Annotated in this window: 23 protein-coding genes; 8 read left to right on the forward strand and 15 right to left on the reverse strand. The window is 55.1% G+C overall.

The genetic code is table 11. The features are described 5' to 3' along the window. From Q0915_RS25050 to Q0915_RS25060, 3 genes are all read right to left on the reverse strand, one after another. Positions 1 to 365: hypothetical protein (locus Q0915_RS25050; RefSeq protein ID WP_299544462.1), on the reverse strand; the 365-nt coding region annotated here is incomplete at its 3' end. Positions 366 to 629: 264 nt separating this feature from the next. Then, on the reverse strand, positions 630 to 1,961 hold the full coding sequence (locus Q0915_RS25055; RefSeq protein ID WP_299483424.1) for an HlyD family type I secretion periplasmic adaptor subunit: 1,332 nt from the start codon (positions 1,959 to 1,961) through the stop codon (positions 630 to 632). Positions 1,962 to 1,998: 37 nt separating this feature from the next. Further along, the gene (locus Q0915_RS25060) at positions 1,999 to 3,792 is read right to left on the reverse strand and encodes a type I secretion system permease/ATPase (RefSeq protein WP_282047434.1); all 1,794 of its coding nucleotides are present in this window, start codon (positions 3,790 to 3,792) and stop codon (positions 1,999 to 2,001) included. A gap of 317 nt (positions 3,793 to 4,109) precedes the next feature. Here Q0915_RS25060 and Q0915_RS25065 point away from each other — a divergent pair, with 317 nt between their 5' ends. Further along, complete coding sequence (locus Q0915_RS25065; RefSeq protein ID WP_299483425.1) at positions 4,110 to 5,504, forward strand: ATP-binding protein; 1,395 nt, start codon at positions 4,110 to 4,112, stop codon at positions 5,502 to 5,504. Positions 5,505 to 5,506: 2 nt separating this feature from the next. Here the strand turns inward: Q0915_RS25065 and Q0915_RS25070 are convergent, their stop codons facing one another. Next, entirely contained in the window at positions 5,507 to 6,229 is a 723-nt protein-coding gene (locus Q0915_RS25070; protein ID WP_282047432.1) for a response regulator transcription factor, read from the reverse strand. 350 nt (positions 6,230 to 6,579) lie between these two features. Here Q0915_RS25070 and Q0915_RS25075 point away from each other — a divergent pair, with 350 nt between their 5' ends. Then, positions 6,580 to 7,548, forward strand: a complete 969-nt coding sequence (locus Q0915_RS25075; RefSeq protein ID WP_299483426.1) for an AraC family transcriptional regulator — start codon at positions 6,580 to 6,582, stop codon at positions 7,546 to 7,548. A 213-nt stretch (positions 7,549 to 7,761) separates the two neighbouring features. Continuing rightward, the gene (locus tag Q0915_RS25080) at positions 7,762 to 9,552 is read left to right on the forward strand and encodes a cytochrome c peroxidase (RefSeq protein ID WP_299483427.1); all 1,791 of its coding nucleotides are present in this window, start codon (positions 7,762 to 7,764) and stop codon (positions 9,550 to 9,552) included. Positions 9,553 to 10,073: 521 nt separating this feature from the next. Here the strand turns inward: Q0915_RS25080 and Q0915_RS25085 are convergent. Further along, positions 10,074 to 10,805 (reverse strand): autoinducer binding domain-containing protein, encoded by a 732-nt coding sequence (locus tag Q0915_RS25085; protein WP_299483428.1) that lies wholly within the window; start codon positions 10,803 to 10,805, stop codon positions 10,074 to 10,076. Positions 10,806 to 11,071: 266 nt separating this feature from the next. On the opposite strand from Q0915_RS25085, the gene Q0915_RS25090 reads away from it, so the two are divergent. The 3 genes from Q0915_RS25090 to Q0915_RS25100 are packed head-to-tail and all read left to right on the forward strand — an operon-like array spanning position 11,072 to position 12,248. Then, complete coding sequence (locus tag Q0915_RS25090; protein ID WP_299483430.1) at positions 11,072 to 11,470, forward strand: hypothetical protein; 399 nt, start codon at positions 11,072 to 11,074, stop codon at positions 11,468 to 11,470. Then, entirely contained in the window at positions 11,467 to 11,973 is a 507-nt protein-coding gene (locus Q0915_RS25095) for a hypothetical protein (protein WP_299483432.1), read from the forward strand. Before Q0915_RS25090 ends, Q0915_RS25095 begins: the two co-directional genes overlap by 4 nt. Beyond that, positions 11,973 to 12,248, forward strand: a complete 276-nt coding sequence (locus Q0915_RS25100; RefSeq protein WP_299483434.1) for a hypothetical protein — start codon at positions 11,973 to 11,975, stop codon at positions 12,246 to 12,248. The genes Q0915_RS25095 and Q0915_RS25100 overlap by 1 nt, the downstream gene beginning before the upstream one ends. Positions 12,249 to 12,580: 332 nt before the next feature. Here the strand turns inward: Q0915_RS25100 and Q0915_RS25105 are convergent, their stop codons facing one another. Continuing rightward, positions 12,581 to 13,750 carry a Fic family protein gene (locus Q0915_RS25105; protein WP_299483436.1) on the reverse strand — a complete coding sequence of 390 codons (1,170 nt, stop codon included), beginning with the start codon at positions 13,748 to 13,750 and terminating at the stop codon, positions 12,581 to 12,583. 196 nt (positions 13,751 to 13,946) lie between these two features. After that, positions 13,947 to 14,915 (reverse strand): Arc family DNA-binding protein, encoded by a 969-nt coding sequence (locus Q0915_RS25110; protein ID WP_299544466.1) that lies wholly within the window; start codon positions 14,913 to 14,915, stop codon positions 13,947 to 13,949. 704 nt (positions 14,916 to 15,619) lie between these two features. On the opposite strand from Q0915_RS25110, the gene Q0915_RS25115 reads away from it, so the two are divergent. Beyond that, positions 15,620 to 16,459: a site-specific integrase gene (locus Q0915_RS25115; protein ID WP_299483440.1), complete on the forward strand. Its 840-nt coding sequence runs from the start codon at positions 15,620 to 15,622 to the stop codon at positions 16,457 to 16,459. A 116-nt stretch (positions 16,460 to 16,575) separates the two neighbouring features. Here the strand turns inward: Q0915_RS25115 and Q0915_RS25120 are convergent, their stop codons facing one another. From Q0915_RS25120 to Q0915_RS25145, 6 genes are read right to left on the reverse strand one after another with little or no spacing between them, the layout of a single operon-like run. After that, a complete protein-coding gene (locus Q0915_RS25120) occupies positions 16,576 to 17,004 on the reverse strand; it encodes a hypothetical protein (RefSeq protein WP_299483442.1) in 429 nt (142 codons plus the stop codon). 55 nt (positions 17,005 to 17,059) lie between these two features. Then, positions 17,060 to 17,398 (reverse strand): hypothetical protein, encoded by a 339-nt coding sequence (locus Q0915_RS25125; RefSeq protein WP_299483444.1) that lies wholly within the window; start codon positions 17,396 to 17,398, stop codon positions 17,060 to 17,062. 31 nt (positions 17,399 to 17,429) lie between these two features. Continuing rightward, on the reverse strand, positions 17,430 to 17,975 hold the full coding sequence (locus tag Q0915_RS25130) for an ATP-binding protein (protein WP_299483445.1): 546 nt from the start codon (positions 17,973 to 17,975) through the stop codon (positions 17,430 to 17,432). A gap of 3 nt (positions 17,976 to 17,978) precedes the next feature. After that, on the reverse strand, positions 17,979 to 20,378 hold the full coding sequence (locus Q0915_RS25135) for a SpoIIE family protein phosphatase (RefSeq protein WP_299483447.1): 2,400 nt from the start codon (positions 20,376 to 20,378) through the stop codon (positions 17,979 to 17,981). Next, positions 20,375 to 21,553: a class I SAM-dependent methyltransferase gene (locus tag Q0915_RS25140; protein WP_299483449.1), complete on the reverse strand. Its 1,179-nt coding sequence runs from the start codon at positions 21,551 to 21,553 to the stop codon at positions 20,375 to 20,377. Before Q0915_RS25140 ends, Q0915_RS25135 begins: the two co-directional genes overlap by 4 nt. Beyond that, positions 21,550 to 22,071: a ubiquinone biosynthesis methyltransferase UbiE gene (locus tag Q0915_RS25145; RefSeq protein WP_299483451.1), complete on the reverse strand. Its 522-nt coding sequence runs from the start codon at positions 22,069 to 22,071 to the stop codon at positions 21,550 to 21,552. Before Q0915_RS25145 ends, Q0915_RS25140 begins: the two co-directional genes overlap by 4 nt. Before the next feature lie 274 nt (positions 22,072 to 22,345). Between Q0915_RS25145 and Q0915_RS25150 the strand changes: the two genes are divergently transcribed. After that, complete coding sequence (locus Q0915_RS25150; protein WP_299483453.1) at positions 22,346 to 23,239, forward strand: SpoIIE family protein phosphatase; 894 nt, start codon at positions 22,346 to 22,348, stop codon at positions 23,237 to 23,239. Positions 23,240 to 23,253: 14 nt separating this feature from the next. Here Q0915_RS25150 and Q0915_RS25155 read toward each other — a convergent pair whose 3' ends face one another. Next, positions 23,254 to 23,682 carry an ATP-binding protein gene (locus Q0915_RS25155; protein WP_299483455.1) on the reverse strand — a complete coding sequence of 143 codons (429 nt, stop codon included), beginning with the start codon at positions 23,680 to 23,682 and terminating at the stop codon, positions 23,254 to 23,256. Between the two features lie 53 nt (positions 23,683 to 23,735). After that, on the reverse strand, positions 23,736 to 24,095 hold the full coding sequence (locus tag Q0915_RS25160; RefSeq protein WP_299483457.1) for an STAS domain-containing protein: 360 nt from the start codon (positions 24,093 to 24,095) through the stop codon (positions 23,736 to 23,738). Positions 24,096 to 24,173: the final 78 nt, after the last annotated feature.

Genomic DNA, 24,173 nt, shown 5'->3' on the forward strand with positions numbered 1-24,173 from the left:
GGCATGATCGGTTGCACGGCGACAAGGTCTTCTCCTTCGCCGGTGGCGAATACCGGGCCGAGCGGCAGGGGATGCACAGCAATCAGATCATTGTCTTCCGGCACGTCTGTACCGCATTTCGGCGACGGCATGATCGGTTGCACGGCGACAAGGTCTTCTCCTTCGCCGGTGGCGAATACCGGGCCGAGCGGCAGGGGATGCACTGCGGTCAGGTCTTTGTCTTCCGGCTCGTCTGTACCGCATTTCGGAGATGGCATGATCGGTTGAACTACTTCGATATCATCGGTCATTCTGATTGCCTCGTTTGAAGTATTGATCGAGTTTGTCTCTACGGTCTGGGAACCGGTTTCAATGGCATTTTTCATTTGAATTCTCCTCGCTAGTCTCATTCGTTTTCATGTCTGGATCGGCTGTTTCTTTCACCGCCAGGCATAATCGAAATGTAGTTTCCCGAGTTCTCGATCTCAACGGGAAAAGAACCTCTAACTTGTTATAAAGTATGACGAAATTAACTTCTGGTAATGATTGAATATGCACATAAAAAGCCGGCGTCACTTATGACGCCGGCTAACTACCTGGGCAGTTCGAGTAGTAGCTCCTAGAAGGTAACGCCTCGGCGTGTTTCCTGCTTACATTTCACGGAAGGTTGTGCGGACCTGCTTGCTCAGCGGGTCGAGAAGATATTCGAACATCGTACGTTCACCGGTCTCAATATAGACCTCAGCCGGCATGCCGGGCAGCAAGTGAAGCTCACGCTCAGCCAGTAAATCTGTGGCGTCCTCGTCTAGCTCGACACGTGCCTCGTAGTAGCTTACTCCCGTCATGGGATCGGTCTTGAGGTCCGCCGACACGTATTCGATCTGTCCGCTCAAGCGCGGGACTGTCTTCAAGTCGAAGGCGGCGATCACGAGGCCGGTCTGCTGGCCGACGGTGACATTGTTGATGTCTTGCGGCGCGATGGTAGCGTTGATTACCAATCCATCGGCCTCGGGTACGATCCGCATAACGGTTTCGCCAGGTGATACCACGCCGCCGACGGTGTGAACGGCAAGTTCGTGCACGATACCGTCAGTGGGTGCGCGGACATCGACACGGGCAAGTTGGAGGCGCGCGGAGGCTCGGCGTTCCTTGAGCTGGTCGATTTCGATCGAAAGATCGGCAATCTCGTTCATCACCTGCTCTTGGAAACTCTTTTCCAGTTGCAGCAGATTGATCCGCGTCTCGCTGATGCGACCCCTCGCGACCGCAATCTGCGAAGTATGTGCACCGCTGCTTCCAGTGAGACCACTTCTTTCCCGCTTAAGCGCCGTGATCCGCGTTTCGGGTGTGAGGCCTTTTTCGAGCAGGATCTGAAGACCCTCCAGTTCGTGGTCTATGAGCGCGATCTCCTCGTCTTTCGCGGCGCGTTGTGCCTCAAGGCCCGAGATTTCCTCCTCGGTCTGAGCGATTTGTTCTTCCAGCGCGGCAATCCCGCCGTCTCGGGAAATTCTTCTTGCCTCCATGACCGCGCGCTGAGAGGCCAGGGCGCGTTTCACTTTGACTTCTGCTATCCGCGCGTCAAGTTCGATCGACGGAATGAGGTCTTTGAGACCGTCCCGTTCTGCCTCGAGTCGCGCGGCCTGGGCTTCAAGGGCGATCAACCTGTCGTCAACAAGGGCCAGGTTCGCCTTCAGCAGTTTGTCATCCAGGGAAAGGACGATGTCGCCGGCGTTGACCCGGTCGCCATTGCGCACGCGGATGTCTTCAACAATGCCTCCGTCCGGATGCTGGACGGCCTTGAGGTCCGAGGCGACAACAACATTCCCGGATGAAACGACAGCACCCGACAGCTTGGCGGTTGCCGCCCATCCACCAAATCCGAGAGTAAGGATCGCCGTGGCGAGGACGCCGAGGCAGATTGCCCGACCGGACCGGTCGACGAAAGCGCCTGTGCAGGATTTAGTGTTCTCTGAGGTAGTCATATCTGTCTCCTTGAATTTCCCGATGTCTGACTTGTGATCACCCGTTGGCTGCCGGTGCTGCAGTTCCAACGGAAGATCGTATATTGCCGCTGATGCTTGGGCCGAAACCGTTCGCCGCCGGCCGGGTTGGCCTTACCGCCTCCTGATTGCGGTTGCGCATGCGATTCATCACCTCGGCACGCGGGCCGAAGTCGACCGATCGCCCTTCCTCTATGACGAGGATCTTGTCGACCGCGCCCAGAACGCTGGCACGGTGGGCAATGACCACCACGATCGCGCCCCGTGCCTTGGCGGCGAGAATGGCGTGGTTCAGGGCAGCCTCACCTTCGGTGTCCAGGTTCGAGTTCGGTTCATCCAGAACCACCAGAAACGGATTGCCGTAGAGCGCACGGGCCAGGGCGATGCGTTGACGCTGACCGCCAGAGAGGGCGGCGCCCCGTTCCCCGACCTCGGCGCCATAGCCCTCCTTGAGACCCGATACCAGTTCATGGACACCTGCAGCCTTGGCAGCGGCGATCACTGCTTCGTCTTTAGCCTCAGGATCGAAGCGGGCGATGTTTTGGGCGATTGTGCCGTCGAATAGCTCCACGTCTTGCGGCAGGAAGCCGATCTGGGGCCCGAGTTCCTCTGGCCGGTATTGGTCGATCGGAACACCGTCGAGGCAGACGCTGCCCTTGACCGCGGACCAAGACGCGACAAGGGTCCTTGCCAGCGAGGATTTGCCGCCGCCCGTAGGGCCGACAACCGCAAGCGCTTCGCCGGCCTCGAGATTGAAGGCAACGTTTTTCAAAACCGGAGTGTTGGTTCCCGGCGGCACGGCAACGACGCCATCGACAGTCAAACTCCTTGCCATCTTTGGCAACGAGATCCGGTCGGAAGAAGATTCGTTCGACAAACCCGACCTCAACTGGCGCCAAGCTCGCTGTGCGCCAACCAGTCCACGCCAACCACCGACCAGGGTCTCGATTGGCTGGAGACCACGCGACATAATGATGGATGCAGCAATCATGGACCCGGCGGAAATCAGATTGTTGATTGCGAGATAGGCGGCGACCGCGAGAATTGCCGACTGCAATGCCAGGCGGAATGTCTTGGTAATGCTGCTAGACAGGTTTACGGTATTGGCGGAGCGCGCGCTCGCAGCAAGATAGCGATCGTTAAGGCCTTGCCAGGCACCGGTCAGATGACCCTGCATACCCATCGCCCGAACCAGTTCGGCGTTGCGACGCCCCGCTTCGGCAAGCCGTGTGCGTTTGCTGGAGTGTTCTGCTTGAACGCGGGTGGAGGCACGAACAATCAAGTCTGTCGACACGGCTATGGCTAAGAGCACGACTGCACCGACAATACCCACCATTCCCAACCAGAAATGCAAGGCGAAGACGAGGCCGAGATAGACCGGTATCCAAGGAAGGTCGAACAATGCAGTCGCACCCGGACTGGACAGGAAAGAGCGGATCTGTTCCACATCTCGGATCGCAGAAGAGGCATAGCCCGGTGTCTGGCCGGGTTTCGGTGCCGAAAGTGTGGCGTTGAACGCGGTCGCGGTGAGCCGCTGTTCGAAACGGTGCCCCGTGGCGACCAGCACGCGGGAGCGGGCCGCATCAATTAGCCCCATAAAGAGGTAAAGGCCGGCCATCAGAGCGCTAAGCGCAACCAGAGTGTTGATGTTCTGGCTGGTCAGCACACGGTCGTAGATCTGCAACATGAAGATCGGACCGGTCAGCATCAACAGATTGACGATGCCGCTGAAGAATCCGATGGCAACAAGATTGCCCCTGAGTGCCCGCCTGGCACTGCCAAGCTGGGAGTTGATGGTAGACTGCGTGTTCATGACTGCCTCCAGATAACGGGTGTTGTTGGTCCTATCTGGATGTCCGTATCGGTCAAACCAAGGCTTTGTCACACTTTGATTCAATTGGCAGGTTGAAGGAAAAGCTGGTCGCAGATTGAAACTGCAGATCAGGTGATAGACTGTTTGGACTTAATTTCAGTACAACGACATGCCTTAGCGTTACCCGATTGGTTTATGCTAATGGTCAAGAGGGTGCAGAGCCCTGGCTGCCTTGCCGCTCGAGTCTGTGCACCTGCCGAAGCCGGGTCAAGTCCTGGTCCTCATGGGTACACAACTCAAGGGAAACCTCTACAGCGATGCGTTGGGCCAATCTGACACTCCGTGGGCAAGTGACGTTTGTAGTCATCGCCAGCTGGCTGGTGCTCGAGGTTATCTCAGTACTTCTCGATGTGGTTCAAATCCGGCAAGCGAGATTGGAGGAATTGAAAAACCGCGGTGATGGTTTCCTGAGAGAGGTTGTGACAACACTGGGCAAAGTGCCTCCTGAAGACCGCGTCAAACTTGCCCTTAGCCTGAATAATGCGGAACGCAGTGTTGTCATCAACGCGGAAGATACTGCCGCATCGGTCGCTGGCGGTCGCAGGTATCCAGCAGTCGCCGAGTGGTTCAAGTCCCGCCTTGAGGCACAGGGGATCTCTGTGGCGGCGCTCTCAGTCGCTGACCGGGTCGTCAACACCAATGCAAAACAAAAAGACGACTTTGCCAAGTCCTCAGGACTTGGAGGGCTCCAGGAAGGCGCGGCCAGCGAGGCCCCAGTCAGGCCAATCGTCGGTGTCTACTCGGTGCGCTTGGCTGACGAGACAATTTGGATCAATTGCTACCTGCTCCTTGCGCCGGAGAATTTCTGGCCCGTTCTCTTCGCTCGATCCGTCGATAGCCTGATAGGCTTGGTACTTGTCGGACTGCTCGCGCTTCTCATTGGACGTGTCATGGCTCCGCTCAGCGGGCTTGCGGAGAATGCCGAACGTCTCGGTCGGGGTGAAGAAGTTGGAGCGCTGAAAGCGACGGGAAGTGCGGACATCCGTGACACAGTTACCGCCTTCAATCAGATGGAGGCCAGGATCGTGCAGGCATTGGAGTACAAGACCGCCTTGCTCCGAAGTCTCGGTCACGATCTCAAGAGTCCTCTCGCCCGACTGAAGGCGGAAATGGATCATAAAACTTCCACATCCACAAAATTGCAGCTCCACAAGCAACTGGAGAATGTGGAGGAGATCGTCAACGCGGTCACGACCTTCACACGCGAAACCCGGCGGGACGGAGATGTCACCCGCATCGACCTGCCGTCGCTTTTGGAGGTTCTGGTTGAAGAACAACAAGACGATGGTCATGACGCCACGCTGGTCATTCAGTCAGCCGCAATTGTCTGCGGAAGACACAACGCCCTGACACGCGCCGTTCGAAATCTGATCGAGAATGCCATCAAATACGGGACTTGCGCACGTGTCACTTTATCGACGGCGGATGGATCGGCGGTGATTTGCGTCGAGGACGAGGGGCCGGGTATCCCGCCAGAGCAAATGGACGCCGCATTTGAACCCTTTCAGCGGCTCGGCGCGAGTGGCCCCGGCAGCGGTCTGGGGCTATCCATCGTGCGGGCGATCATAGTTGATCAGGGTGGCTCGATAACCCTCGCAAATCGCTCGGTGGGAGGGTTGAGCGCCAGTGTGTTCCTACCTATTGAAGGCTGACATCAGCCAACACGAAACACATAGCCTTGGCCCCAAACGGTCTGAATATGCACCGGGTTACCCGGATCCATCTCGACTTTACTTCGCAGACGCTTGATGAGTGCATCTACACTACGGTCGCCGGCACCACCGTGCTGGCGAACACGGCCAACCGCCAGAAGGTCTTCCCGAGTACAAAGCACATCTGGGTTCTCCGTGAAAAAGCGCAAGATCTGGGCCTCGCTCGATGTCAGCGTTATGAGGCGCCCATCGTCGTGTTTCAGATGTCGCTCGTTCTCGACAAGTTCCCATGCACCGAACTGAGTAAGCCGGGTTCTGCTCGCCTGGTTGCTCTGTCTGCGGCGCGAGAGCGCCCTTATTCGCGCCAGAAGCTCCAGTTGATTGAATGGCTTAATGATGTAGTCGTCTGCTCCCAGTTCAAGCAATGCGATGCGTTCTGCGTCATCTTCGATAGAGCTGACCATTATGATGCCTGCATTCATTCGAGTGGCAATTTCGCGGCAAAGAACCTTTCCGCTGGTCCCAGGCATCATCAGATCGAGCAGAAACAAATCGTAAGGGTTGTCGGCAATCATTTGCCGGGCAGCGGGCACATTGGGTGCGTGTGTAACCTGGTAGCCCTTGTCTATCAGAAAAGCGCAAGTTTCCTGTGACAGGTCGAGGTCATCGTCTACCATCAAAACACGAGCGCTTTGCCTGTCTGCTTCTTCAGTGACTTCGTTCATGCCAACCACTCCGCAGCAGGAATAGAATAATCAAATAACAGCCTCTTGGAGCATTCTGTCAATCTTGCGGCGTCCGCAATAGATCGAAATCGTCGCTTGTCTTGAGTAAGACCGCGAATTGTGAACAATCATGAAACAACGGCACACGCAAAGCAACGAACCCGTTGATTCAGTGAAATTCGGACGTGATGCCCGACCTTTGGAATGAACCTCTCAGTCAAGTTTGCCATTCGTCAAAATCCGACAAAGCCATAATCGCTTGTAAAGTCTTGCTAGCTGTTGAATTGTACTATTGGTGCAAAACACTCAATCCTGCACACGGTTGTCCATCGGAACCCGGAGTACACCAGTTGAACTACGAGTTTGAGGAGTGGTACGAGGTCGCTCGACCGTTCTATCAGGTTCTGCCTCAGGAGCCAGAGGTTGACGCTGGAGTTCAGCTGAAGGCGAAGGCTACCGAAGAACTCCTTCTTACCCAATTGAAAGCACCCGCTCAGGTGCTCGTTCACGACCCCGCAATCCAGAAAGGCATTTGCCACGAATACTTGCTCTTTGAGCGATTTCTGATAGGCGGTGGCTGGGGTGAGGTTGGAGATGTTGTTTTCAACGTCATACCGGAACGTCTACACCTCATTGACATGTCGCAACGCTATGTTTCGCGAAAGCAGCGCAGCGAAAGTCGAGGCGTCCTTATTCCGCATGCTGCGGTGGGCTTTATCCCAGGGAAGGACCCCGTATTTTCGTCCGTCGATGTCTCGTCCCCGGCTGGTCGTATCCTTGCCGTTGCGCACGAAGTGCTGCTGTCGGCGTCAGATGAGGCACAGGGTAATAGCAGGCTGGCGATAACCAGGGCTTTTCTCGACTTGATCTGCTGCCTAATGCTCGGCCGGCATGCCGGCGACGCCCCATCCGTAGCCGCTGAACAGACGCTCGAACTTCGGACCCGTGAATACATTATGTCCCATCTGGATAGTCATGAGCTTGGCGTCCAAACGTTGTCACGAGCCTTCGGCGTCTCGCGCGCGACCGTCTATCGGCAATTCGCGGATGAAGGTGGAATAGGGCGTTACATTCGCAATCGAAGGCTTGATCGCTGCTTCTTCGAACTTGCTGGCAGGAAACCAACCCGTGGCTGTATAAAGGCAGTTTCCGGACGGTGGAATTTCCACGACCCTAGTCATTTCAACCGCCTGTTCCGGGCTCGTTTCGGCATGTCACCTTCTGATTGCATGGCAACATCCGCCGCCTCGCGCGCATTGCCCACGGTTAACGTGACGCGCCTCAGTCGCACCTGGCTGGACCAGATAAAACGCGGCTAGCCGCTCAGCCAACGGCGAAGCCAAATTGAGACGCCAACCCAACAGTATTGAGATTGGTGTCTCATATACAGAAAACGGACGAACCTTTACACTCAAGGCATCACCATTGATCTCTGCGGTGCGCGAGATCAATTAGACTTTCCTGTTGTCTGTTCCAGGCAGGAGGCGTCGGCAATGAAAATGATTCAAACTATTTTTTGGAGATTTGTAACAATGCGCGCTGGTTGTGGATTGGCTCTCGCACTTGTTCTTGTGACACCGTTCGAAGATGCCCATGCACAAAATGCCTCTGCCGGCGAAGAGAGTCTCAATTCAAAAGTCTACCTTCCCTATCCGCCTGGCATTCTACCTCCGGATCTGACCGCCGAAATCGAGCGCGTGCGCAGCGAGGTGAGCGAAGCATTCAGGCGAGCTATGGCCGATTGGAGGGCCATGGATCCTCCGAAACCGGACGGAAATCCGATGGTGCTTGGCGCAAACGGCTATCAGGCAGTTGGCTTACTCGGCGAACTGCTAAATTATGACGAGAGCGTTTCAGTTGACGGCAATCTGGCCTGCGCCTTCTGTCACATGCCATATTCAGGTTTTTCGGGATCAAGCCAATCGATCAACCTGACAATGTCCGCCTACCCAGGTTCATCTCACTTTCGCAGCGTGGATCGGATACCGATGCGTTACACCTATGCATCCATGTTTCCGGTTCTGCAATACAATGCAACACAGCAGGACTTCTACGGCGGCAACTTCTGGGACGGCCGAGCAACCGGATTGATGCTGCAAAATCCGAATGCCGAGCAGGCCACCGACCCACCAGTAAGCGCCGGTGAAATGGGAATGCCCGATATTGCCTGCATCGTTTACCGGATCGACCAGTCAGACTACCGGCAACTGTTTGAGACTGTCTGGGGCAAAGGCTCTCTCGACATCGCCTGGCCGGCCGATGTTGAAGAAATCTGCACCACACCTGCCGGTGCTGTGCGCTTCGGCAACGACATGATGCCTGTCAAACTCAGCTCCGATGACAGGCTGAGGGCTAGCAATGCCTTCGACCATTGGGGACAGTCATTGTCCTTCTATCAGTCCGGGCCCGCCGTCAGTCCGTTTACTTCGAAATTCGACGCGTTTCTGGCCGGCAGCTACACCATGACACCGGACGAACAAGCCGGCTACAAGCTGTTCGGCGGCAAGGGTAATTGCAATTCCTGTCATCTCGACGGACGGTCATCAGTCCTGGAAAACGGAACAGTTGATTCCGGAAGCATCACCGATGCAGCTCCGCTGTTTACTGACAAGACTTATGTCAATCTTGGTCTGCCGCTCAACCCGCGCCTGCCATTGTTTTATGAGAACTCTGCAGACAGCTACGGCTTCGTTCCAAACCCAGCTGGCTTCGGCCACCGCGATCTGGGCATGGGAAGCTTTTTGCGAAGCGTCAATGGTGTCAATCCCAACGCAAGTTGGCTCGATCTGGCTCCGAATTTCGACGGAAAATTTCAGACGGTGACTGCCCGCAATGCGGCATTGACACCTGCAAGCTGCCCGACCACGGACGCAGGTCGCATCGATGCCAATGGCAATCCGGTTCCCTACTTTCAGAAGAGTTTCTTCCATAATGGGTACATCAAGAGCCTTAAACAGCTTGTCCATTTCTATAATACTCGCGACAAATATGCCTATCCGGTAACATCCGGGCACTGTCCGGTAGGTACGACGGAACGGGTGGACTGCTGGCCGAAGCCGGAAGTACCGAACAACGTCGACGATACAACCGGCGATCTGGGCTTGACTGATCGGGAAGAGGATCTGCTGGTCGCATTCCTGGAGACATTGAGTGATGGATACACCACGCCTTATCCGAACCAGGATCTCTTTACAGGCGAGTGCCGTAAGGGAGGATCGGCTGCAACACAGGGGAACGAGACTCTGATTGCAACACCGGATCTGCCTGCCTGTTCGTCGCGGATTTGCGATGTCGATCCGGTGCCAGAGCCTCCCATCAAATAGGTCATAAGGTTGCTCTGGCGTAAACCAGACTCGCAAGTTAGTCGATGCCCGACGTTGTAGAATTCGTCAGCGAATTATTTCTTCTGTGGTCGCGCTTTCCGCTTTGTTTCGCCTTGTCTTCGTCTCCTTGGCCAGCCGAACACGCTTCAGATGGAATGTCCGCTTCGGGCTGACAGTGGTCCTTGGCATCATCGCAGAGCAGGGTGGCTTCGTCCGCATCCCGGTCATATGCGCCCGCGGTTTTGAAGGTCTGCTTTTAGCGTTAGAGCTTGAAGGAGCGAACGACCGGAATGGGGGCGCAAAGCGGGCATCAGTTTCGATCGCACAGAATGTCAGCCTTGAGTCCATAATTGACCGATGCTGCGCTGCGCACGAATGTCTGCTCAGCGGTCATACTTGTGTACGTGCCAGGGGCCGGTGTGCGGTTTCCACCGCTCAACTGCTCGTTCGGCTTCGAGGATGATGCAAATCAATTTCACCCTGCCGTTCCACGACGCGTACATCATCATGCGGCGCGCAGGTTAGAGCTGGATCTCTCCGTATTGGATAGCTCTTACGACAGCCTGCTCACGCGTCTGTGCTCCAAGTTTCTGGCGGGCTTTTTGGATGTAAAGTGTGACAGCAGATTCAGAGATACCAAGTTTGTAGGCTATCATCGTAACGCGAAAGCCTGCACTCAACCACAACAGGCATTCTCGTTCGCGTGGGCTGAGCGGGACGTTTGATGTGTTTTTGCGATAAGTCAGTGCCCTGATACGTTCATTCGAAAAAAGACCCGCCATCTGTAGTTCCACGCCGGACTCAGAGAATTGACGCTTAAATTTCGTGCCGTCATCTGTTCCTCCTATTATCCAGCCCCCGAATTCTGGTTGCGTGTTTGTGCTGACAGGAATGCATATTGCGCTCTTGACACCCAGGGATCGGGTCAGTTCCAAAAACTCACCTTGTTGATGATTGATCCCAGGGAAGCGATTGGGATCGGTGGCAATCGCGGCGGCAGCCATGTTGGTGCAGATCAGGGACAAAAACGGATCGTCCGAGATCAAACCGTTGTCGCAATAGTTGTCCTGAAACTCGCTCGGAAGACTTGTTATGAACCTGGAAGAGCGAATTCCGGAGCTGCGACGCGCCATACTCAAGGTGCAGAAGGGAAATCCGCATTTCTCAGCAAAGGCAGACATGGCACTCCAGACCGAGGTGGCATCATCAAGCTGTGCGATATCCGCCGCAAATGCCTGCAACCTCTGATCCATATCGCGTCTCCAATCCAACATGCTGGTTTCTGCAATATACAGAAATTGCCATATTGCTCATAACCTATTCATGATCTTGGCTGGAGGTCGTGTTTGGTTGAAGAATTTGGCTTCTTATGAAGATTTTAGAACATGGGTCCAAGCGGTTGGTTGTTGAAGAAAATCCAATTGTACTTCGGATGCTGTGCTTTGTTCTAGCGGCTTCACTTTTGATTCTGGGAATTGCGTTCAGACCAATCTTCAGCCTGATTTCAACAGATCTGGCAGTGCGTGCAACTGAATCAAGTGGGTGGCTGCTTGCACAGACGCTCATTTCCGCTTCAGCGGTCATCCCGTTGGGCGTCGTTTTGTCCGTGCTTAAAATCCGGCGATACATTTTCGATTCCTCCACGAACCTTGTGACGTTCGAAAGCGTCGGAGTTTTGCGAAGCAGCGTCAGTGAATATCCGTTTTCGAGCCTGATCGGAGTTGGTTTGGGGCAGAGTTTCAGCGCCTCAGGCGGGCGCACCACCCGAGCCGTTCTGGAGTTCAACGATGCGCACGGTATTGTGCCCATGAAGCCCTACTTCCAATCCGGAAAGGGACCGGCGCAGATTGCTGAAAAAATCAACTCATGGCTTTTGCGCGGTGGAAGATCACTGGATCACCTGGAGACTGACCTATGAAACATGTTCCTTTGCTGGTTTTGATCGCCGTACTTTCGGTTGGTTCCGCGCATGCGCAGGCTGCGTATATGCACGAGCGCGAGAACTGGTCGGTCTTCAATCTTGCCGACACCTGTGTGGCCACCAGTCGACCAATCGCGGAATCCAATTTCGCCCCCTACATGGCTCTCAATCTGATTTACGAGTTTGACAGTAAGGAAATTCGCGTAGCGGCGTATCTCTGGCCAAATGCTTTCACGAAAGGGGAGCAGATAACGATGGGGTTGAGAGGGTTTTCAAGTCGTGAACTGGTAGCGCTTCCGGCAACAGCGCTGACGGATTATTCCGTCAAAAGCGACAGGGCTCTGACGAGAGAAGAACAGCAGGCCCTTCGCGACCAGCACGCCCTGATTGTCATGGCAGACGGTCCCCCAAACCAGATGGCTGCCCAAGTCAGCCCCGGATTCTGGTCTGTTGTAAGCGACCTCAAGAATTGCGCTCGTTTTGTTGAGGAAAATCGGTAATGTCTGAGGCTGACAAAGAACGTGAACAACGACAGCTCGAACAGATTCGACGCTTCGTACCGTGGATGGCTGTTGGCCTGTCTCTCTTCGCCTTTGTTGCGATCAAGATGGCCGGTCACTCGGTTGAAAAATCACTGCTGGTGGCCGCAATCATGTTTGCCTTTGTCCTTGGCACATTCAAGTTACGCGAAGGATTTGGCGTAAAAGGTTTCATTATCATCTTGTGCGTGCTGTCTGCGTTCGGCGTACTTGGCCAACGATGGGGATGGTTCTGATGTACCTTGTGCGTACTGACCTGCATTAGAATGCCGGTTAAATGAACCCGGACATCGTGGCCGCTACAGATGCAACCAAGTTTGGAAGGATGCCCTAAAGCTGCCTTTAGCTTTTCCGCAGTGAATTCACCCTTTGTCCGCTGAGCAGTCATTCGTTCAGCCCGCAACAAACGTCCGCTTGCCGCCCATCCTGTGATTTTGCTGCGCCTCAACGAATGTCGGCTTCCAGCGTAAACTTGCAAAACGACGGATGACCGATTTGGCGGCGCGAAGCAGTCATTAATTGCGCCAATTCTCAATGCCTTAGAAATCGGATGAACGCACCAAGCTCATCAACGGGCCACCCCGTCGCTCAGGACATCCAGATAGGCGCGATAGGCAAAGACGCGGTCGCGCTTTCGGCCGGTGATTTCCTCAACCAGGCCGAGTTTCTGCAATTGAGCCAGGGCAGCATTGACGGTTGGCATTGTCAGGCCACTGTGCTCTACCGCAGCGGCGGCTGTCAGGAATGGGCGTGTGCGCATCAGGTCATGAACCTGAAGAACCGAGCCGGTTCGATCTGCATCAGAAACAATACGCCCACGGTCCTCCGCCAAAAGGGAGGCGATCCGGTTCGCGGTTTCGAAAGCCTGGTTGGCGGTTTCCGCAATACCATCCAGAAAGAACTCGAGCCAGGCTTCCCAGGCCCCGCGTTCGCGCACTTCCTGCAAGAGGCGGTAGTAATCCGCGCGGTGGGTCTTCAGGTAAAGCGAGAGATAGAGTAGTGGCTGGCGCAGAACGCCCTCGGCACACAGAAACAGCGTGATCAGCAGACGGCCAAGTCTGCCGTTTCCGTCCAGGAAAGGGTGGATTGTCTCGAACTGCACGTGAAGCAAACCCGCCTTGATGAGCGGCGGAATATCTCGAGTTTCGGAATGCAGAAACTGCTCCCAATCACTAAGGCAATTCATGACCTCGTTTGGTGGTGGGGGCACGAACATCGCGTTGCCTGGCCGTGTTCCACCAATCCAGTTTTGCGAGCTTCGAAACTCACCCGGGTTTTGCGTTGCGCCCCGGCCGCTGTCGAGCAGCCGGTCATGCATCTCGCGAATTAGGCGAAGGGAAATCGGCAACGTGGCCATCCGATCGAGGCCGTACATCATGGCATCGACGTAGTTGGAAACTTCCCTGATGTCATCGAGCGGTGCGCCGGCGACGGCTTCCGTTTCGAACCGCAAGAGATCGGACAGCGTCGATTGCGTGCCTTCAATCTGGGACGACAGAACGGCTTCCTTGCGGACATACATATAGAGAAAGAGCTCTTTGTTTGGCAGGAGGACAGAAACCCCATCGAGACGTCCCAGGGCTCGCTCGGCAGCGCTCAGTCGTGTCACCAGGGCCGAGAGATCAACAGGTGGCACCGGCGGCAGCGGTGGAGGCACAAAGGCGCGCACGCGCTCACCCGCTACCGACGTTTCGACAAACGTTCCTTTTCGTCCATCAGGTTCGTGGAAAACGGGCACGGCAATGGCTCCAGAGCTTTAAGTACGTCAGTTTAAATAACGGAGTTCACTAATAAAGAAAAATGCAATTTTTTTAATTAATGACTACGGCTATTTAAGGGAGGATTCGCACACCACGGGAAACGATCTGCCATTAGGTGGCCAATCACGCTGTTCCGGGCAATGCGTTCCGCCGCAGGATAAGGTCCCGATGCTGCTACCCACTCAAAATCTTGTCACGCTCGTTTCTCAAGGAATCGAAGTGTTCAACCGTGTGAAAAACTCTTTTGCAGAGCTCCTGATAGCCGGGCCAGTAACCATGGTCATTTGCCTGTTTTTCAAAGCTGGACGGTTGCCACCAATCAGAAAACCAAGACGACGAACGAGCTTGTTTGACCGCAAGAAGAGGGTTCAAGTCGCCGTGTACGAGCTGAACAAAATTTTCAGGATCCAGGAGATACCCGGACGTCTCGATCGGCGCCTGGTTCAGGCTCAGCTTCCTGCAAGTGTTTGAAAAGCTGGCTTGATCAAATTCACCCGAGCCGCCGACCACTTCACTAAGGTTCAACGTCGTATTGAAGATTTTGCTGACAAAGCCATCATGCGACGTGACGATTGCCACATTGCCTTCCCTGGCCATGCTTCTGATGAAGGCGATTTTTTGGGGATCTTGCTTCACAAGCATATCCGCCAGTTCGGTGCCGTATGAGCTTATCTGGTGCACTTCGAAAGGATGGCCTTCGCCGTGCTTGAGCCACTCCGGCCGCACATTAAGGTAGCTGGCAACACGGTTGGAAAGATCGAACGAAGGGTAGGCAATCCCTCCAAACACCCGCTCCAGCTGCTCTGCCGTTTCTTCTGAAACGGCCTCTGCCACTTTCGAAACAGGTATTTTCGCCTTGGCGACGTCATTTATCTGAGCAAGCGCCCATTTGTATCTGGCGGATACACTGGACAAGAAGGTCTCTTCCAACCGCGCGACGATCTCGGCGTTCATGGAACGGTTGCTGCGTTTTGCTGCCTCGGCAATTTGATCGCGCATGCCGTCCGGCAGGCGAACGACAAATTGATCCTTGTCTTTGGCTTTGGTCTGGCTCGTCATGGCCTGTTGATACTCGCAAAGTGCTATATAGAAAATGCTAGCATAATGCGATTGTTTCGGCATAGGATGGCGAATAGATAGCATAGTGCTACTATTCAGGAGATTAGCAGATGACCAAACAAAACTGGCCCAGGGTCCTTGTCCGCCTCCCGGTTGAGACAAAGCGATTTTTGGAATCGGAAACGCAGAAAAACGCATCGTCCTTGAACAGCGAAATCGTGCGCTGCATCCGGCATCGGATGGATGAGCTCAATGCTCCGACACACTCTTCGTCCCTGTCGCCTCGGCTCCCTCGCTAAGGGAGCCGTTCTATTGAGCTCACCAGTTGTCCTCCCCAAAGCCCTCACAGAAGCGAAAACAGCCGTGGAGTGGGTGTCCATATTCGCAGAAAAAGGAATCCGGATTTCTGCCCGCCAGCTTACGGCGAGGGCTCGCAGACTGGGTGCATTTTATTCCTGCACGCGGCCAATGCTTCTGCATCCCGACCACATTGAACAGATTTTGAACCAGACAGATCAATGCCACTCGAACTCATCAGACGAAAAGACTCCGACGTATGGCACATCAGAGGTCGCATCGAAGAAATTCCAAACTGTCAGTACATCCGTAAGAGCACGGGAAAAACTAGAAAGGCTGATGCAGAAACGTACCTAGCCTGGTTTAAACATCAAGAAATCAGGGCCTTTTACGCTTCGGATCTACCTCAGGCCGAAAGGCCATTCCTGTTTTCCGATGCAGTCGAGCTTTACAGTCCGACACCCGAATTTGCGGGATATCTCCTGAAGGTCATGCCGTATCTGGAGAACATTCCAGTCAGTGAGATCACCGGCACAATGGTACGCGATCTCGGGCCGATCATTTCCCCGCACAATTCAACGGACACCTGGCGAAAACAAATCATCAACCCAGTGCGGGCCGTTATCAATCACGCGCACGATCTCGGTAAATGCGAAGCGCTAAAGATCAGAGGCTATTCGAACCAGGAACGAGAAAAACAAGATCAACGGCGCGGCAAACAAAGCCGGCCTGAAAAGGTTCCGGGGGACTGGAGCTGGATCCTCGAGTTTCGAAAACACACAGACCTGAGATTTGGGCTCCTCGCGCAGTTCATGTTCGAAACGGCTGCGAGGATTAGCCAAGCACTCGCGATCACTCCGGATGATCTCGACCTGAAGAACTGCGTCGTCTCAATGCCGCCGGCAAAAGGCTTTCCCAGAACGCCGGTCAAACTCTCAAAAGAGCTCGCGGCCGAATTGATGGAACTCAAACCTCGGCGCCCGCGCAGAACTGGAGACCCGAACCAGGAACGTCCCATGCTGCTTTTCGGCTACGCATCGCGTGGCAGCGTCTACAAGCGATGGAAGCGCGTTTGCAACGCCGCGAAGATCGATGTCCGCATGCCTCATGCTGCTGGACGCCATGGCTTTGCAACCGAGATGTTGAACAGACAGGGGATCGACCCCCACTCCGTCGCCAAGCAGGGCCGTTGGGCGGACACGAGACTGCTTTTCGAAACCTACGGTCATGCAGAAGACGCAGAGAGCAAGGTCCAACTTGGCCTCAGTACAGGACGCGCACAGGCGCTTCAGCATACGCCAAATAACCAATTGAAAAATAACAAGGAATAAGCGAATGACAACCACCCTCCGAAGGCAGAGGTCACAGGTTCGAATCCTGTCGGGTGCACCAATTTCTTCTTTTTTGTGAAAATCAAAAGGCTCGGACGGCAGCTTCGTGTGCTGTCTCAGTCGATGACGCCTTCGCAGCGGGCTTTGGCTGCGGCGGCGTCGCCGCCGTCGTCCTGGGCTTCGATCAGGAGGATCTTGCCTTCGGCAGTTGAAAGGATCGCGAGATTGCAGCCGTCGGAAGACCCCGTCGCGACCTTGGAATAGGTTTTCCTGTTGATTGACGACCAGTAGTAGACCAGTTCCTTCGGATCGGCATTGGTGAGAACGCGCCCCGTGGAGTCCCGCTTCAACTCCTGTTTCATAGCGATTACCTGGTCCGGAGGACCGTACGCTTCAAAAAACTCTGCCGTGGTCCGGCCGACATATTCACTTTGCAATCGCGGGTTCTGGTCGCCCGACTGGCAGGCGGCTACAAGCAGGATGGCCGATACCGCGAAGAGTGTTCGCGAAGGCCGAAGCGCCCGTCTTGAGCATAGGTACCGCATCAGCTCCTTCCAGATCGAACATCCGGCAGCCTGGCCGGACAACGGTCGGCGGCGATCAGGAGATCGTCAGTTCCAGAGCCGGGTGCAACCGCTGCAGATTGCGCAGGGACTTGGATTGCCAGGGAATGGATTTCGACCCCAGCACGCGCACGCCAACTTCCGGCTGTTTCCTGATTTCGATCGTGAACTTGGCAAGCAGGTTGATACCGGAACTGTTGAGAAACTCCAGTCCGGTGAGGTCCAGCGTAATGAGTTCCGGTTTGGACGACAGTATGGAATTCATGATTTCAAGAATGGGCGCATAAGCGTCCGTTCCAGAAAGCCGCATCGTTCCTTCGTAGTGGATTGTCGAACCTTCAGTCCAAACGCGATAATCGTTCGTGCTGATTTCCATTTTGGTTTCTTCCTTTGGAATTAGTCGGCGATCAGGACAGTCGCAATGATGCAAAGGTCGTCAGTTCAACGCCTTCACTTACACGCTCCGACGCGAAAGACCAGCCTAATTTCGCTCCGTAGTCGCTCATAAGTGTCAGAAGTCCGAGACCCGAACCGGATGAATCGGGATTGAGCGCATTCTCCTCGATGCGCTCCAGCAGCAGTTCCCCAGGTTCGCGGTCCATCAGCAGCGTCAGGTGTCCCTGGAATTTTTCGGCCGTCTCGTCATCGATCTGGTTCATGATCCGGATCTCAAACCTGTCGTCCTCCAGGCTGCTGACAAGTTCGACATCGCCGCCATGGCGGAACTTCACCGCGTTTTCCAATATCTCGTTGATCATGTAACTGATGCTGTGCCGTGCATCGACAGGATCAATGCCCTGACGGCAGGCCCGGCTGAAATATTCACCAATGAAATCGGAGGTGACACCACAATGATGCCAACTCAGTTCAAGCGGCTCTGCCCGTAGCTTGAGCGAGAAGCTGGTCGCATCACTGCCGTTCGAAGCTGTCGTGTTACCAAAATCCTGGACCATACCCTACCTATGCTTCAAGACAACGAGCGTGATATCATCAAATACTTTATAGTCGCCGATATGTGACTTCACATCATTTATAACCGCCTCTGCAATACCTTTCGCGGATTTCGAGCGATTTTCATGCGCGCTTTCGCTGAGACGATCGAGGCCAAACATCACGCCGGTGTCGTTTTCAGCCTCTGTTATGCCGTCGGTGTGAAGTATCAGGACATCCTCAGGTCCGAAGTCCAGATCAAGCGTGGCGACGAAGGGCGAGATATCGGCCTCAAGTCCGACCGGAAAACCGAGATCCATCGTATCGATGCGTTCGGTTTCGCCATTTGCCCTGATGATGAGAACTTCCTCGTGCTGGCCGGAAAGTGTCACCTTGCCGTCTTCGTAATCCACAAAGGCCAGTGTCAGGTGCTTGTCGGATCTCGTGCGGGTGATGTTCTTGTAGACCGCACGGTTCAAAACATCGAGGAAGGCGACCGGGTCCCGGTCACCCTTTTCCTGCAATGCGCGGGCGACCGACTGCACCATCAGCATCAGCACGCCGCTTTCCAGCCCGTGGCCGGTCACGTCGCCGATACCGACCTTGATGTGGTCGCCGTCGAACAGCACGTCATAATAGTCGCCGCCGACTTCGTCTGCCGGCTCCATGAATGCCGCGATTTCGATCTGCGGGATGTTCTCAAGCTCGCTGCGGCGCGGCAGAACCATTTCCTGGATCCGCTTCGCGACGTCGAGCTCCGCACCAAGGCGCACATTCTCCGACTTGAGACGCTTGTTCAGATCGACGATCTCACGGTTTGCCGTTTCCAGCCTCTTGGTGCGTTCTTCAACGAGATTTTCAAGGTTCTCCGTGTGGTAGCTGATTTCCTCAGCCATCCGGTTGAACGCACGCCCCACCGCCGCCACTTCGTCCCGCGTCGTCATGGCCACCCGGACCGTATAGTCCTTGTTCTGCAGCGCCCGTGCGGCGCTCGCAAGCTGGGACAGGCCCTTGGTGATGCGGCCGGAAATCGCATAAACCGCGAGCGTCACGATCATGAGGCTGACCAGAAGCACGACGATCTGCCAGTTGACGATACGTTGGGTTGCTTCCGTCAGTTCCTGCTGAACGGCGGTCAAGGACGCATAGATCTCGTCATTGGAGACCATGAAGCCGAGCGTCAGGTTTTCCGAAACGATCTTTTCACCGTCCCACAGGTTGATCGGTGCCAGTTCCTTCAGGATGACGGTGTAGTCCTCATCGCCGCCGTCCGCCCTGGTCGCCAGATTGAGGGTGTCGATCACGGTTCCTTCGTTATGCGGCAGTTCGAGTTTCGCCACCGCAGGAAACTGGCTCTGGGCAAGAAATCTGTTGATCCCCGTCACGCCCTGGCCTTCGCCGCCGACGGATACAAGTCCGAGAACCTGAGCGCCTGCGTCGCTCACTGCCAGCACGTTGCCGGAGGAAGACGCCAGAAAGCCGAAACCGGTATCTGCAATCTTGACGTTTTCAACCAGGCTGGACAATTGGTCGAGTGTAATATCGACCGCCGTCATACCGGCGACATCGGTGCGGTCCTGCGTCCAGAGTGGGAAGAAGAAGCTGACGATCTTGGCGCCCGTAATCGCATCGATATAGGGCGCGGTTCCGACTATATCCCGCGGCACCGGCCGGTTTGCCGGATTGCCGATCCAGCCCTGCCAGCTCTCGTAAACACCTGGAAAGAAGAAATCCCAGAAATTCTCTTCGTTGTGGCCTGGATAGAGCCTGTCGAACGTTTGCGCCTGGTCCGTGTATGGCGACGTCCGCATGATCGGCATGTTCTTGGGGCCGACGTAATACATTTGCAGCTTGGGCGAACCGGTCTTCATCATGCCGGGAGCGACGAGGTTGAAGGCTGAACTGTCCGCGATCTGTTTTTCGACAGCCGGCAACGGGTCACCCTGGTCGTCGAGCAGATATCCCCAGACACTGACGACGGACTCACCCGGTTCGTTCTGGGACCAGTCCGCGGCAGGGTTGAACACCAGCGTGTCACCCAACACCGGGTCCGTTTCGACGGTCTGACCGATTTGGGCACCCGTGCGCGGATTGTCGATCAGCGTCTGCATGGACGCGCCGAGAGCTTCCACTTCCGAGAACACCTGGTCGAGCAGCAACTCGGTCCGCAGGGCCGTCGTATCGATATAGGTGCGCAGGTATTCCTCGGTCGCGGTCGTCAAACCCTGGGCGACCTTTTCGGTCGCGTCCTTGGACAGCCGCTGCACATTCCAGATGGCTACGCCCCCGGCAAGGATCAGATCGAACAGTACCGCCGCACTCACCACAAGAATAAATTTGGCACGGAAACTGTGACGGGAAAGCCGCCCGATGCGCTCCGGCTCATGTTTTTCCGGTGTATCAGCGTTCACGTTTGCCAAACTCATTTTGGTTTTCGTCCCGAGGCAACCCAGATCGGCCAGCCGGCATACCCTTTCGGATGCAGGGCCGCGAAAATGTGGTCCTGAAAGCCTTTCCGGAATTCACGCATCTTTTCTTCGCTGTCACCGCGCTCGACAGCCATTTGGCCAGCGTAAACGTCTTCCCAGGACTGGATGATATCGGCAAAATCCTGCGGATTTCCGTCCAGGTTGGTGACCATGAAGGACTCCATGCGGATGTCCTCCAGACCCGTATCGATCAGATGACGGCGGCTTTTCGGACCGAACTCGATATCCATGTTGAAATGCGCCCAGAGCCGCGCGACTTCGGTGTAGGTTTTTTGGATCGACTCAGACCGAGGCTCGCCCAGGCAATGCGAGTTCTTCTCGTTGGTGATGTACACACGGCCGCCGGGTTTGCAGATCCTGAACAGCTCCTGGAGAATGAGCTCGGGGCGGTCAAATACCTGGAGTGAATGGCGGCAGGTCACGAAATCGAACTGGTCGCTTTCCAACAGCATGTCGGACGCGTCGCCGAAGACATAGTCAATGCCCCTTACACCGAAATCGGATGCCACTTTGCGCGCGTATTCCAGGCTGGACCGGCTGTGGTCCAACGCTACAAGACGGGAGGGCTGGTATTCCTTCTGTAACAGCACGGCGAAATCACCGATGCCGCAGCACACGTCCGCCACCTGCATGTCGGGCTCCAGGCCATGCCTTGCGAGAATGGATTTTTCATGCCGCCAGGTCAGTTTGGTCTGGGTGCGCAGGATCGGAATGAACCCGCCTTCTTCCAGGAATGTCTGCCCCGGATAGAACTCGCTGTCGTACTCGCTGACCGTGATGCGTTCGGACATGGATTCGAGAACCGCAAACTTGCGGGTCGCCCAGCCCACCACACTGGACGTCGTCACGTGCACATTCAGATCGCTGCGTCCGCGCACGAGATCCAGGATCTTGCAGGCAAATGTCTGAAAGGCGACATTGTTCATCCTGACCAGCCTGCGGACATTCACATAGAATTTTCCGCTTACGTTCCTGACCGAGTGCTCGAGCTCGGAAATACAGTTGCTCAGCTCATCCGGGCGCTGCGGACGCAAACTTCCGTGCAACGAGAATTCCTGGTCGTTCTCGTTGTAGGTCCATGCAAACGCGTGAGACGTGGTAACGGAATTCATTTTTTGTCTTCCTCAAGCGTCATTTCCGCTGTCAACTGCATTCGGCCGTCCTCAAAGCGATCCACGGTCAAACGGGCACCATAGTCGACACCTAGTTCCAGAAGACCAAGGCTGGCATCAGGCTCCGCTTCGGCAAACAATGCCTCCAGGTAGAGCTTTTCCGCATTATCGTCAGCAACTTTGCCTATAGCATCTTGGTAGGCGAGATAAGTATCGTCTTCGACGGGAAAGACCAGTTCTATCCGGTCAATGTTATCTTTTCTGTGGACCGAGAACTGCAGCGTGCCTTCCTTGCCGCGCATCCGGAAGACTGTTTCCATGAGTTCGTTGACGGCGGAGGAGTAAAGATTCGAAAAAAGGAGCGAATCGAGCCGATTGTGGCTGACCATTCTTGCAAGGTACGCCGACATCAGATCGCAATGCGACCAATCCGAGCAGAAATCCTCAATGTTCAAGTCCATCTGAAGCATTTGCGGCAAATCGCTTTGCGAAAAGACACCCTCAGAAGGTGACGGCATGCTTATTCCCCCGTTGGCGTAGTTCATTACACACTATGTTAGTGCGTCTCAGTTTTACAATGCACATGGAAATTACCGCCAGCATGACACGTGTCATCGATAATTCATGTTTTGAACAATACGATGCCGCTAGTTGCCAATGATATAACAACTTCGGTTAATGTTTGTTTTTATTCGCGAATGTTGACGTTAGACTATAAGTGTTCCGGCAACTTTCCCGCGCCGATCCGAGTACCACGGTTGGACAATGAACAGCGACAGCAAAACAGTCTCAATGCGTCAAGCTCCCGATGACGAGGCGAGTGAATTACGTAGGGAGTTAGAGGACCTTAAGGCTGAACATGCCGATCTGAAGTTGCTCTACGAAGCGACGATAGAACATGGCGAGGCCGTAGAAGACCAGCTTGCCGAATACAACATCCTGCTCACCAAAACGCAGGAAAGGCTTGAAGCCGAGCTGCGTGACGCAGGCAATTATGTCCACTCAATTTTGCCGGAAAAGCGGGCGTCCATTCCACAGGCGGACTGGCTTCTCATACCGTCTACCGAACTGGGAGGTGATTCGTTTGGGTATCATGACCTGGACGAGGACCATTTCGCGATCTACCTCATCGACGTTTGCGGGCACGGTGTCGGCGCCGCCCTGCTGTCAGTCGCAATCATTAATGTGCTCAGGGCCAACGCACTTGCCGATGCAGATTTCCACAGGCCGTCCGATGTGCTTGAAAAACTCAACAACGCCTTTCCAATGGAGCGGCAGAACAACATGTTTTTCACCATCTGGTATGGAGTTTACCGGCGTTCAACCGGTCATCTATCCTACGCTTCCGGCGGCCATCCGGCGGCCGTCCTTTTGAGGCCCTCAACCAAAGGAACGGAAATCGTCAGTCTGGGCACGCCGGATGGAATGGTTATCGGAGCCCTGCCCGACATGCCGTACGAAGGTGACACATTTCAGATGCTTGCCGGTGACAGGCTTTTGGTCATCAGCGACGGGACATACGAAATCGAAGACGACAAAGGCGCGACACTGACTTGGGACCAGTTGGCTGAGAAGGCGAAGTCGGCAACAGGTCCAGTTCCACAGGCCATTTACGACTGGCTTGCCGCCTTTAACGGCACCGCGCCGCTGCCGGACGATTTTTCTATGATGGAATTTACTTTCTGATACGCCGACGCGCTTCAGTCGACCTTGCGGGGCAGACGCACGATCGTGTGGTTGCGATCACCGGTCCGCTTTGTCGTCACCTGCTGGGCAAGCTGATGCACGAGAAACAAACCGAGTCCGCCGACCGGCATGGATTCCGTATCGTCGCTCTGGTGCGGACCTTCAGGAGAAACGCTGCTGTCGAACGGCTTGCCACCGTCGGTCAATGTGAGTTCGACGTATCTGGGACGTAATGCCACCGACACAGCGATCTCGTCGGCTTCGCCGTTGGGATAACCATATGAAACCGTGTTGCTGAACAGCTCCTCGACCACCAGCAACAATGACCGCCTTGCTTCGTCAGAAAGACCCGCTGTCCTGGAGAATGACTCCAGTGCTGAATATACGATCTGCAATTCCGACAGATCGTTGCGCACCGTTACCTTTTCTACCTTTGCCGCCATGAGAATATCCTGCTGGTCAGAGCGCGCAGTTCCAGCGTTCTCGCCTTTCACCCCTACTTGCCCGCCGCGGCTTTAGCGTCCGCTTCGCTGCCAACGACTTTCAGAATTTTCAGGAAGCCGGAAATCTTCAAGACTTCCACAACGGAAGGGTTGACCTCAAACAGCACCAGCTGCTCCCCCGAGGGCGCCATCAGCTTGGCGACGATGAGCAGGGAACGCAGTCCGAAACTCGTCACATAGTCGACCTTCGACATGTCGATGAGAAGTGCACCGCATCGGTCGGCAACAAGCTCTTTCAAATATGTCTCGAAGGTCTTTGCGCTCAACGTGTCCAGCTTTCCGGACGGACGCACAATGGCAAATCCTTCAGCGGTTTCATGCTCAATGGTGATTTCTGGCGCCTCTGCGGTCATTCCCGTGTCCTTATTCATTCGGCGTTCAATGTCGTTCTGGTCGGATGCGTGCCACCAGGGTCTTACCAGAGTGATCGT

Source organism: uncultured Roseibium sp. (genome assembly GCF_947494555.1).
Classification (GTDB): Bacteria; Pseudomonadota; Alphaproteobacteria; order Rhizobiales; family Stappiaceae; genus Roseibium.